The following is an 11,584-nucleotide window of genomic DNA, read 5'->3' as shown; positions in this document are numbered from 1 at the left end:
CCCGGTCAACCCGAGTGGCCGGGCCTCCCCACGCTGGTGCCCGTCGGCATCCAGGTCGTGCCCAGGTCCTGGTTTCCGGCCTCGGCTTCGGCGAACATGTCCGCCGCGAGGTGGCCGCTGTCCTGGGTCAGGCCGAGGTATCCGGCGATCTCCTCGACGAGGCCCGAGACGTTCTCGGTGCCTTCCTTGGTCTGCTCCTGGTACTTGGTCGCAGTTTCGTCGTCGTGCCCGGCGGCGTCCTGGTTCATCCGGTGGATGTCGTCGAGTACCTTGCGTTGGTCGCTCACCAGGTTCGAGAGCGTGCCGAAGTTCGAGAACTTCTGTTTCAGGTCGGCGGGGACGGAGATCGGTTCACTCATCGCCGGTCCTCACCAAACATCGGCGTGGGCATCATCTTGCGCAGCGGCTCGAGAAAGGCGTCCCACTCATGGGATCCGGTCGTCGAGGCGGTCAGATCCGCCAGTCCCCGCAGGTGTGGCTGCAACGCCGACGTGACCTGGCCGAGCATCTCCCGGCGCGCCTCGGCGACCACCTTGGTGACGACGTCGGCGAGTTCGGCGGGCGCCATGGAGCGGTACCGCGTGTCGTGGAACTCCAGTTTGGACAGTCCACCCTGGGCGTCCACAGTGGCCGAAAGCATCCGGTCCTTGGAACGCACCGAAGCGGACTGACCGGTCAGGTGCTGCTGGCACTCTTCGATCGCCTTCTGCTGCTCGGTCAGTTCGGCGATGGCCTGGTTGAGCTGTTCCTGCAGGCGAGTGTGCATCATTTCTCCTCAGCGTCCGATTCAACGTCCGATTGCCGCGGTGAAACCACCGCTGTCCGTGCCCCAGGTGCTCTCGTCCTCGGCCAGCCAGGTGGTGCGCTGCCGTTCCTTGCCGTCGGCGCCGGCGCCCCCGCCCATGCCTGGTGGCGGCATCGCCGACTGCTGTTGCCCGTTCTTGCCCGACTCACCCAGCGTGTGCGGGCCGGTCTCGGTCTTGAGCTTCTGCTGCTTCTCCAGCGCGTCGTCGAGCGCCGAAGAGTTCGTCGTACCGCGCTTCGCAGGGTCCCCGATTTCGCCGGATGACAGTTTCACGCCGCCCTGGGCGTCAGAATGGAACGGGGCCATGCTGTTCAGCTTGTTCTTGGCGTACGGCGTGTCCGGCACGTGCATCGCGCCGTTCGGCCCGAACATCGACTGATGGTTCGGGTCCACGATCTGCCCACCCGGCCCGATGCCCGACCCCGGCGGCAGATACAGCTGCTGGTTGTTCCCGTCGTGATAGGTCGAGCCGTCCGGCCACCGCAACGCGGTGTTGTGCTGGAGTTTCGCGTGCGGGTCGACGTGCAGCGGATTCCCGTCGGACCCGGTGACCCGCGAGCCGTCCGGGCGCGTGATCGTGCCGTCCGAGTTGATGTGTGAACCGTCCGGCACGGTGATCGGGTTGCCGTCCGGGCCCCGCGCGACCTGACCGTCCGGGGTGAACACCGAGCTGGTGCCACCGGTCGTCGGGTCGAAGACCGATCCGCCGCCCGCCTGGTTCGGCCGGATGACCGAGTCCTTCGGCACCGTGAGGTGATGCCCGTTCTTGTCTGTCACCGGCGATCCGTCCGGTTTGACCACGGTGCCGTCCGGGTTGATGTGGGAACCGTTCGGGACGGTGACCGGCTCCCCGTCGGAGTAGCGGACCGGATTGCCGTCCGGGCCGATGATCGAGCTGGTGCCCGCGCCGTCCGGATCCGGGTTCTTCGAGCCGAGCCTGCCGCCGCCGGAGCCGCTGCCGATGCCGCCGGGGCCGAACTGGGTGGTGGTCGGCCCGATCGGCGGCGGGGTCTGGTCCTTCGTGCCGTGCCCGGTGGACCCGTTCTGTCCACTTTGGCCACCTTGGGAGCCGTGACCACCGGTTCCGGTTTCGCCGCCGTCCCCGGTGTCGAGGTCGCTACCGTCGCTGCCGTCGCCGTTGGTGCCGTCGCCGTTCTTGCCGTGCTCTCCACCGGTTCCGGTGCCGCCCGTGCCGGGTGGAAGGTCACCGTTTCCGCCGTGATCACCGGTGCCACCCGTTCCCGTACCCTGGCCACCCGATCCGCCGGTACCGGTGTCGGTTCCCGTGAAGGGATTCTGGTTGGAGCCGGAACCCGTACCGTCCCCTGTGGACGACGGGGGCTTGTACGTCGGAGCGATCTGCCCCATTTGGACGGGCGAGATGCGGTTCACCGTGACGCCGTAGGCACTCTCGGTCGCCTTCATCAGGAAGTCGGCCAAGGGGTCAAGCGCCCACGCGTAGTTGTTGAGCCACAGGTTCTTGGCCTCCCGGTCCAGTCCGGTCTTGAAGCTCTCGTCCCAGATGCCACCCCACTTGGTGGTCACATTGGCCCAGTTGTTGTTTCCTCCGCTCGAATCCACCTCGGCCTTGAGCCCGGCGCCGAGCAGCGCCGTGTGCACCGCCTCCCGCGGATCGTGCAGCGGGGTGCCCCGCCAGGCGATGAACTGGTTGAGGAGACCGACGACCTCGTTGCCGAGCGTGTCCCGGCTCTGGGCGAGCGCGTCGATGAGCAGTGGATCGGCCAGCCGTCCGCCGAATTCGCCGAGGCGTTTCCCGGCGTTCTCCAGCAGGCTCTGGTACGTCTTGGCCGCCTGGCCCTGCAGGTCCCCACCGGACTCGACCTGCTTGGCCTGCGACGAGAGTTTCCGGCTCCACTGATCGAGGAACGTGTTGATATCGCGCAACATCTGTGCCGCGTTGGTGAAACTCGCTCGGCTGACCACAGTGTTTCCCTCGGGCGGGTGTACCAGCGGATCGAGGATCTCCTCGCCGATATGGAGGATCTTCGTCCATGCCCCGTCGGTGCCGTCGAGCTTGCCCCAGTCGAGGTTGACCCAGACGTAGCCGGAACGGGTCTGCAACAGCGAACCGACATAGCCGGTGATGTCGAACGGGATATAGACGTCCCAGGTCTTCTGCGGGTCGACGCCACCTCCGCCGTGGCCGCCGTTGTCGGTGACACCGACCGCGGCGATCCACGGCGGCGATTTCGGCCCGGCGAATTCGTCGCGGTTAACGACCTTTTGGTCCTTCGGGACAAGAGTGGTCAGCGCCTGCTCCCAACCCATGGCAAATACCCTCCGGAAAGTAGGACTTTGCGGCCGTCAACCGCGAGGAATCGGCTCGTACGCGGCTCAGGCGTGGCCGCCGGTATTCGGGTCGGTCTGGTACTGCTGGGCCGACCCGAAGTTCTCGTGCTCGGTGTCCTGGGAGTTCTTGCCCCAGTTCTCGAGCCCGTCGATCCAGCCGATCACGGTCTTGTCGGCCAGATCCTTGACCTGGTCCGACGCCGACTTCGCGAAGGCGGCGAACTGAGTGCTCAGTTGCTGCCCCATGGCCGACGTCCCGGCCATCACGGTCGAATCCGGGGTGCCGCCCCCGACGCCGAAGCGCTGCAGGGCGAGAATCGCCGGATGAGACGTCAACTCGGCGCGGAAGTCCGTCAGCTGCTTCTTTTGGTCCGCCACCGCCGAGTCCGAGTAGGCGATCGTGTCACCACCGTGGTTTCCCTTTTCCTCAACCATGCGTGGTCACCCCGGAACTAGAACTGATTGGCGTTGTTGAGGTCGGTGCGCTGGATCGCCTCGCGCATGGCCCCGAGAATCCGGGTACCGTGCGAGAACTGGGTGTTCATCTGCGCCTGGGCGGTGTGGATGAGCTTCTGCTTGGCCTGCCAGTCCACGCTCCACTGGCCGCCGGTCTGCTGCACCAGCTTGGTGATCCGGTGTTCCAGATCCTGGATCTGGCCGTCGATCTTCTTGGAGATCATGGTCATGTCGTGCTCGACCGCCTGGACGTTGGTCGGCTCGATGTACTGTTCGTCGTTCACGAGTTGCTCCTCGGGTCAGCTCAGCGCGTTCTCGTAGGAAGAGCCGTATTCCGGCGTGGTCTGGAAGCTCGCCGTCAGGTTCTGGTTGTGGCCGTCGGTGTTCCGGAAGCTGTTGACCGTGTTCTGGAGCTTGCCGATGATGTCGTCGAACTGGGTCTTCACCTTCTGGTAACCCTCGCTCCACTGGTCGACCTTCTGCTGGTACAGCCGCGCCGAATCCGAGCGGTGCATCTGCTGCAGGTGGGTGCGGACGTCGCTCACCCACATGCTGGTCTGGTTCATCTGGTTGGCGTGGTTCTGGATTTCCTGGATTCCTTTCGCCAGTTCGGAATACGGGACGCTGATGTTCTGCTGGACCACTTTTCGCTCCTTGCTTGTGCCGGGAACCGCCGAGACGAACCTACGACCGAGGCGAAGTTCCCTCCACGCCCCAAAAACAGGGACATCGAAGGAGAATCAGCACCGCTTCGCCGATGCCGGCGTCTGCCCGCCGGCCGGTTTGCCCGCGGCGCCGGGATCCAGCGCGGCCCCGGTGGGCAACTGGCCGGCGAGCAGCGCGGGCATCCGGACCGCGGTTGCGCCTTCGTAACCGAGCTGCTTGAGCGCGTCCGCGGTCGGAACGGGGTATTCGACACCGTTGTCCGCCACCAGCGAAACGGCGTCGCTCGCACCGTCCCCTGTGGACACACTGCGCACGAGGACGCCGCTGCCCGGCGCGATCGCGACCCGGTCGGGCCCCGCGCAGGACAGCGCGACACCCGGCTGAGCCATCGGCGGCTTCGCCGCGTCGGTCACCGCTCTGGGCACCAGCAGGGTGCTCGTGGACACGCTTTGCCCGGACGTCGTGGCCGCGCACAACGCGAAGTCGTGATCGTCGCGCTGCAGCCCCGGTGGCTCGTCCGGCAAGGCATCGTTGTGGGTCAAAGCGGCCTTCGCCGCGGGTGGCGCCGCATGTGCGGTCACGTCACCGGCACCGATGGGCCGGACGTCGACCGGATGTCCGCCGTAGGCACCGCTCTGCGTCTTCGGGTCGCCGCCGATCAGGGCGAACAACGTCGCGGTGAGCGGCACCAGCCCGTCCTCCCGCAGGAAGTACGGCCGCCCGGCGGTGTCCTTGAACAACTGCCCGACCCGGCTCGACCTGCCCGCGAGATCGGGTCCCGCGTTTCCCCGGCCGGGCACGTCCGGGGCGACCAGATCCGGCCCGGACGGCAGCGCGTTGAGGAAACCCGCGGGCACCTTGACCGGGTCGGTGGTGCCGTAGCCGAGCGCGGCGGGACCGCCCGCGGCCGGGTCCATCCGCAGCTTCTGGCCGGACCACACCAGGAACACCGCACCGTCCGGACCGGACACGAGCAGCGCGTCGGTCGCGGTGAGCGGGCGACCGCCGGCCTCGCCGACGAGCAGGGTGTAGTTCCGTGGCTGCCCGTCCCCGTCCGGCGCGGCGCAGGAGAGCCACGGCGCGGAGCTGAGCGCGTCCGCGGCGGGCAGTCCGTCCGGGGCGCCGGGGATCCCGATCGGCGTCCCGCGCGGCGTCCCGGCCAGCGAGTTCGCCGAAACCTCCTGCACCGACAGCGACGGACCGGCGAGTAGCTTCGCCGAGGCCTGGTTCAGCACCGGATGCAGCACGCCGCCGAGGTAGATCCACCGCGCGCCGCTCTCCCGCTCGACCACGACCGTGCCCGCCTGCTGCCATGACGTCGCGCCGCCGGGTTTGATGAGTCCGAAAAGGACGGTACCGAGTCCGATGAGGACGGTGACGGCGACACCGATCGCGATACCCCGTGTCGTCCGCCGTTGCGGGGTGTCCGGGATATCAGGGTCGGCACGCAGCATGCCCGCGCCGAGCCTGCCCATGATGAACAGGTGCGCCTGAACCTGATCGCGTCGGGACCGCACGGGCCACGCCTTCCTCGAGTCGGGGTGTTATCCGTTGATGGCGCGGAGAAAGCCGAAGACGCCGAGTACCAGCAGCGTCAACGGAAGCAGCGCCACCGCGAGCAGGACGTGGACGACGTCGGCGACGCGGCCCCAGTACGGCACCATGCGCCGTCCCGGCACCGTCCAGCCCGCCACCATGAGCGCGGCACCGACGAGCAGCGCGCCGACGATGAGCAGGAGCCTGCCGAGCAGCGCGAGGTGCACGGCCCGCGTGATCGCCAGGGCCACGAGGCCGTACGCCCCGGGCAGCACCACGGCGAGCCGGGTGCGGACGCCGCCGACCTCGCGGCCGTGCAGGAGCAGCAGGGCGCTCAGCACCCCGGCCAGCACCGCCGGTGCCCAGCCGGAAGCCGTGAGCAGGCCGGTGATCGCCGCTGCGCACACGAGGCCGGTGGCCAGGAACAACGCGACGAGGTACCGGTCGGCGACGGCACCCCGGTCGAGGACCGTCCGGCTCGGCAGCGGGTCGATGCCCTCCTGCAACTGATCGGCGTTGGTCGGCAGCGGCGGCATCTTCAGCCCCGCGAGCCGGAACGCGAGGCCGGGGACGAACGCGCCGAAGAGCACTGCCACCACCGTGGCCACGGCGGCCGCCGAAGCGAGTTCACCGGTGGCCGCCATGATCCCCGCGGTCAGCACCCCGAACACGCACACGACGAGTACGCCGAGGTGGACGTGCGGATGCGTGCCGGAGGCGACGAGCGCGAGCACCGCCCCGCCCGCGGCCGCGGTGGCGGAGGCGAGCAGCAGCGCGGCCGGGGTGGCCGACGAGCCGGGGACGAGCAGCCCGGCGAGCGCGAAGAACGGGACCGCCGCGACGCCGTACAACGTCCCGGCCACCGCGTCGCCGACCGCGCGCGACGCCGAGCCCGCGGCGGCGAGCAGCAGCAACGCGACGACGATCGCCGCAGCCGTACGCGGCAACGTGGGGCCTGGCAAGAGAATCCCGGCCCACGCGAACGCGGCGACCACGAGCGCCATCCCGTGCAGCAGCCACTTCGTCGCCGCCGGATGCCATGCCCCCGGCCGATCCCGCAGCCCGGCGCCGATCCCGTCGACGATGTCGTCGAAGTGCACCGCGGGCAGGGTGTCCTGACGCGAGCGCAGGTACAGCACCTGACCGTCGCGCAGGCCGAGCGCCTCCGGCGTCCGTTCTTCGTCGAGGGGCGCGTCACCGAGGTCCTGCAGTACCCAGCCGCCGTGGTCGAGCCCGGCCTCGTCGAGGTCGTCGCCCGCGTAGCCGACGATCGTGGGCAGCAGGTCGGCCAGCGGCACGTCGGCCGGGACCGCCAGGTCGAAGCTCTTCCCCCGCGCCCGGATCGACAAGCGGCACAGGCCCGCGACGGTGCTGTTCACTCCACACTCCTGTTGTCCACTGTGGATTCCATCGACGACGTTATCCACAGAACGAGTGCTTGTAACGTCGCCGATTTACGGGACCTGATTCCCGGCGGCGGGCGTGCGATTCTTCGCCGGCCAGTTCCGACAGGAAAGGACACCGCCGTGAGCATCGTGCTGTTCCGCCGCCCCGAACGGCAGCCAGGACCGCCGATGCCCTCCGGCGAGATCAGCCTCCAGGAGCCACCCGAGCTGCCCGAGGTCCAAAGTGGCTTCAGCGGTGTCATCACCTATCTACCGATGGCGTTGTCCTCGCTGGCGATGGTGATGATCTTCCTGCGGCCCGGTTCCGGCGCGGGCGGCACGCTGATGTACTTCGCGATCGGCCTGATGGTGCTCGCCGCCGTCGGCATGCTCGCCGCACAGTTCCTGCGCGCCGCCTCCGAGCGCAAGCGCCAGATGTCCGGTGCGCGCCGCGACTTCCTGCGCTATCTGGCCCAGGCGCGGAAGAAGGTGCGCGCGACGATCGGTGACCAGCAGCGCGCGCAGGGCTGGCGGCATCCCGCCCCTGCCGCGCTGTGGTCGATGATCCGGACGTCGCGGTTGTGGGAGACCCGGCCGGACCACCCGGATTTCGGCGAGGTCCGGATCGCTGTCGGGGACCAGAAACTGGGGACCCGGCTGTCCCCGCTGTCCACCAAACCGGTCGAGGACCTCGAACCGCTCTGCGCGCACGCGCTGCGCCGGTTCATCCGGGCCTACGGCACGGTGCCGGACCAGCCGATCGCGGTGTACCTCCGATCGTACGCGCGGGTGCTGCTGCGCGGCGACGCCGAGATCGCGTGCGGTGTGGCCCGCGCGATCCTGGCTCAGCTGGCGGTGTTCCACGCCCCGCAGGACCTGCGGATCGTGATCGTCGGCAAGGAGCACGCCGCGTGGTCGTGGGCGAAGTGGTTGCCACACAACCTGCATCCGGCCGACACCGACGGCGCGGGCCCGGTGCGGCTGGTCGCCGAGTCGATCGGCGAGCTGGAGGGCCTGCTCGGCGAGGAACTGTCCGGGCGGCCGTTCTTCGACCGCGACGCGATGCCCACCCAGGACGAGCCTTACACGATCGTCGTCCTCGACGGCGCCAGCACCGCGCACGGCAGCCGCATGGCCGGTGCCGGCTATCGCAACGTCACGGTGCTCGACCTCGGCAGCGCGCTGGACTGGGAGTCCGACCCGCGCACACTGCTGTTGCGCGTCGACGCCGGGAAGGCCGAACTGGTGCGCACGGAACGCGGCGGCAAGGAAACCGCGACCCCGATCGGCACGCCGGACACGCTGAGCACCGTCCGTGCCGAGTCGCTCGCACGGCTGCTCGCGCCGTACCGGCTCGCGGTGTCCACCGAGAGCACCGAGCCGCTGACCACCGACTTCGAGCTGACCACCCTGCTCACCATCCTCGACCTGCGCGGCGCGGACCTGGCGAAACTGCACGCCCGGCACGTCGGCGCCGCCCGCCTGAGGGTGCCGATCGGGGTCAGCGCCGACGGCACGCCGGTCGAACTGGACCTCAAGGAGTCCGCGCAGGGCGGTATGGGCCCGCATGGGATGCTCATCGGCGCCACCGGTTCCGGGAAGTCGGAACTGCTGCGGACGCTCGTGCTTTCCCTGGCACTGACCCATTCCTCGGAGACGCTCAACTTCGTCCTCGTCGACTTCAAGGGCGGCGCGACGTTCCTCGGTCTCGACCGGCTGCCACACACCTCGGCGGTGATCACCAACCTCGCCGACGAGGTCGTGCTCGTCGAACGCATGAAGGACGCGCTGCACGGTGAGCTGATCCGGCGTCAGGAACTGTTGCGCAAGGCGGGAAACTACAGCTCGGTCCTCGAATACGAGACGGCCCGCGCCTGCGGTACGCCGCTCGCCCCACTGCCGACGTTGTTCGTCGTGGTGGACGAGTTCAGCGAGCTGCTCGCCGCGCATCGGGAGTTCATGGACCTGTTCGTGATGATCGGACGGCTCGGCCGCAGCCTCGGCGTCCACCTGCTGCTGGCCTCGCAACGGCTCGACGAGGGCCGCACGCACCAGCTCGAATCGCACCTTTCCTACCGGATCGGCCTGCGCACGTTCTCGGCCATGGAAAGCCGTGGTGTGCTGGGGGTTCCGGACGCCTACCAGCTGCCGCCCCAGCCGGGCAACGGCTTCCTCAAAACCGATGTGGACACGCTCACGCGATTCAAAGCCGCCTACGTTTCGGGCGAATACCGCCAGACCCGGCGGGACACCCGGCAGTCGATCGTGGCCAGGCAGATCGTGCCCTACACCTCCGCGTACGTCCCGCCGCGTGAACTGCCCGTCGCCGAAGAGCCGGAGCCCGAGGCCACCGGGGAAACGTTGCTGGGTGTCGCGGTCGACCGGCTCGACGACTCGGGCCCGCCCGCGCACCGGGTGTGGTTGCCCCCGCTGGACGTTCCGCCGTCGCTGACCGAGCTGCTGCCCGCGCTGACCAGGTCCCCGGACCGCGGACTGACCACAGTGGACGCTCAGGAACGCGGGATGTCCGTGCCCGCCGGGATCATCGACCGCCCCTTCGAGCAGCTGCGGGAACCGCTGATCGCCGATCTCGAAGGCGCGGGCGGACACGTCGCGATCATCGGCGGCCCGCAGAGCGGCAAGAGCACGATGGTGCGCACCCTGGTCACCGCGCTCGCGCTGATCCGGACCCCGCGCGAGATCCAGTTCTACTGCCTCGACTTCGGCGGCGGCCTGCTGACGGCGTTGACCGCGCTGCCGCACGTCGGCGGTGTGACCGGGAGGCTGGACACCGAGCGCCTGCACCGCACGATCAAACAGGTGACGTCGCTGCTGGCCGAGCGGGAGCAGCGGTTCGCCGAACTCGGCATCGAGTCCATCGCCGACTTCCGCCGTCGCCGCGCGGCCGGGCAGCTGGCAGGCGAGGAGTACGGCAACGTGTTCCTCGTCGTCGACGGCTGGGCCACGATCCGGCAGGACTTCATGGATCTCGTGCCGACGTTCACGCTGCTCGCAACGCGCGGGCTCAACTACGGCGTCCATCTGGTCATCACCGCGACACGGTCCGGCGAGATCACCGGCGGGCTGCGCGATCAGCTCGGCACCCGGTTCGAACTACGGCTCGGCGACCCGGTCGAGTCGATGATCAACATGCGGGCGGCGGCTACCGTGCCCAAGATCCCGGGACGCGGGCTGACCGAGGACAAGGCGCACTTCCTCACCGCGCTGCCGCGGCTCGGCACCGACGAGGACCCGGCGGCGGGTTCCGCGGCGCTCGTGCACGCGATCGCGCGGGCGTGGCACGGCCCGTCGGCGCCACCGGTGCGGACGCTGCCCGCCGTGCTCGACGTGGCGGAGCTGCCACCGGCCGAAGGCGCGCTCCGGATCCCGCTCGGCCTGTCCGGCGAGGACATGAACCCGCTGTGGCACGACTTCACCGAGCATCCGCACCTCGTGGTCGTCGGCGACGACGCGACCGGCAAGACGAACCTGCTGCGGCACATCGCCCGCGGCGTCGTCTCCCGGTACACCCCGGAGCAGGCGCGGATCACCTTCGTCGACACCCGGCGGCAGCTGTTCGACGCCGTACCCGAGGAGTATCGGCTGGGCTACGCGGTGTCGAAGGACCTGGTGCGCGAGGCGGTCGCCGGTTCGTCGCGGGCGATGGCGAAACGCGTGCCCGGCCCGGAAATCACGCCGGACCGGCTGCCACTGCGCGACTGGTGGACCGGCCCGGAGCTGTTCCTCGTCGTCGACGACCACGACCTGATCGGCACCGACCCGATGGACACCCCGTTCCTCGCCCTGCTCGACCACCTCGCGCACGGCTACGAGATCGGCCTGCACGTCGTCGTCGCGCGCAGTGCCACCACCATCGGCCGGGGCCAGCAGGACCCGCTGCTCAGGCGGCTGGCGGAGATCAACACCCCGGTCGCGCTGCTGTCCTGCCCGCCGTCGGAGGGCCCGCTGTTCAACGACGTCCGGCCGCTGAAGCTGCCGCCCGGCCGCGCGCAGTACGCGACCCGACGCCGGACCGTCCAGGTCCAGACGCCCCACCTCGCCGGTCACTGACTGCACACCCCCGTTACTCTCGACCCCGGTGGGGCGGCAGTGACGGGAAGGTGCAGTGACCGGCGGGCCAGACGAGCTGACACAGACCGCGCCACGGAACCATCGGGTCCTGGTGGTCGAGGACGACCCGACGATGGCCGAGGTGATAGCCGGCTATCTCAGCCATTCCGGGATGCTGGTCGCCGTGGCCAGCGACGGCGTCATGGCGCTGGACAGTTTCTCCGCGTTCAAGCCCGACCTGGTGATCCTGGATCGGATGCTGCCGAGGCTCGACGGCACACACGTGTGCGCGCGCCGGGCGGGGAAAAAGCGCCGGGGCGAAAAACACCGAGCCGCCCCCCCGGGAGAGGTTCAA

General features: G+C 69.3%; 10 protein-coding genes. 2 read left to right on the top strand and 8 right to left on the bottom strand.

All coding sequences use genetic code 11. From position 1 onward, the window contains the following. Positions 1–5: 5 nt before the first annotated feature. From ACFWY9_RS00755 to eccD, 8 genes are all read right to left on the bottom strand, one after another. Positions 6–359 (bottom strand): hypothetical protein, encoded by a 354-nt coding sequence (locus tag ACFWY9_RS00755; RefSeq protein ID WP_378328596.1) that lies wholly within the window; start codon positions 357–359, stop codon positions 6–8. Continuing rightward, positions 356–766, bottom strand: coding sequence for a YbaB/EbfC family nucleoid-associated protein (locus tag ACFWY9_RS00750; protein ID WP_378328597.1), 411 nt, complete (start codon positions 764–766; stop codon positions 356–358). The genes ACFWY9_RS00755 and ACFWY9_RS00750 overlap by 4 nt, the downstream gene beginning before the upstream one ends. Before the next feature lie 21 nt (positions 767–787). Beyond that, positions 788–3,094, bottom strand: coding sequence for a hypothetical protein (locus ACFWY9_RS00745; protein ID WP_378337817.1), 2,307 nt, complete (start codon positions 3,092–3,094; stop codon positions 788–790). 66 nt (positions 3,095–3,160) lie between these two features. Beyond that, positions 3,161–3,550: a hypothetical protein gene (locus tag ACFWY9_RS00740; RefSeq protein ID WP_378328599.1), complete on the bottom strand. Its 390-nt coding sequence runs from the start codon at positions 3,548–3,550 to the stop codon at positions 3,161–3,163. 17 nt (positions 3,551–3,567) lie between these two features. Beyond that, entirely contained in the window at positions 3,568–3,855 is a 288-nt protein-coding gene (locus ACFWY9_RS00735) for a hypothetical protein (RefSeq protein WP_378328600.1), read from the bottom strand. Between the two features lie 15 nt (positions 3,856–3,870). Further along, complete coding sequence (locus ACFWY9_RS00730; protein ID WP_378337816.1) at positions 3,871–4,215, bottom strand: WXG100 family type VII secretion target; 345 nt, start codon at positions 4,213–4,215, stop codon at positions 3,871–3,873. 96 nt (positions 4,216–4,311) lie between these two features. After that, positions 4,312–5,754 (bottom strand): type VII secretion protein EccB, encoded by a 1,443-nt coding sequence (eccB, locus tag ACFWY9_RS00725; protein ID WP_378337815.1) that lies wholly within the window; start codon positions 5,752–5,754, stop codon positions 4,312–4,314. A gap of 27 nt (positions 5,755–5,781) precedes the next feature. After that, complete coding sequence (gene eccD, locus ACFWY9_RS00720; protein WP_378337814.1) at positions 5,782–7,152, bottom strand: type VII secretion integral membrane protein EccD; 1,371 nt, start codon at positions 7,150–7,152, stop codon at positions 5,782–5,784. A gap of 147 nt (positions 7,153–7,299) precedes the next feature. Here eccD and eccCa point away from each other — a divergent pair, with 147 nt between their 5' ends. Both eccCa and ACFWY9_RS00710 read left to right on the top strand, forming a co-directional pair. Then, complete coding sequence (gene eccCa, locus ACFWY9_RS00715) at positions 7,300–11,229, top strand: type VII secretion protein EccCa (RefSeq protein ID WP_378337813.1); 3,930 nt, start codon at positions 7,300–7,302, stop codon at positions 11,227–11,229. A 112-nt stretch (positions 11,230–11,341) separates the two neighbouring features. Then, positions 11,342–11,584: response regulator (locus ACFWY9_RS00710; protein WP_378337812.1), on the top strand; the 243-nt coding region annotated here is incomplete at its 3' end.

The organism is Amycolatopsis sp. NPDC059027, assembly GCF_042739735.1.
In the GTDB taxonomy this organism is placed as follows: domain Bacteria; phylum Actinomycetota; class Actinomycetes; order Mycobacteriales; family Pseudonocardiaceae; genus Amycolatopsis.
The sequence above is the reverse complement of the archived record's forward strand: the minus strand, read 5'-3'. Positions and strand labels throughout refer to the sequence as shown.

Excerpts from the sequence above, each read along its gene's own strand:
- ACFWY9_RS00740 (WP_378328599.1), bottom strand. The coding sequence starts at position 3,550 with ATGGTTGAGGAAAAGGGAAACCACGGTGGTGACACGATCGCCTACTCG.
- ACFWY9_RS00745 (WP_378337817.1), bottom strand. The coding sequence starts at position 3,094 with ATGGGTTGGGAGCAGGCGCTGACCACTCTTGTCCCGAAGGACCAAAAG.
- ACFWY9_RS00750 (WP_378328597.1), bottom strand. The coding sequence starts at position 766 with ATGCACACTCGCCTGCAGGAACAGCTCAACCAGGCCATCGCCGAACTG.
- ACFWY9_RS00755 (WP_378328596.1), bottom strand. The coding sequence starts at position 359 with ATGAGTGAACCGATCTCCGTCCCCGCCGACCTGAAACAGAAGTTCTCG.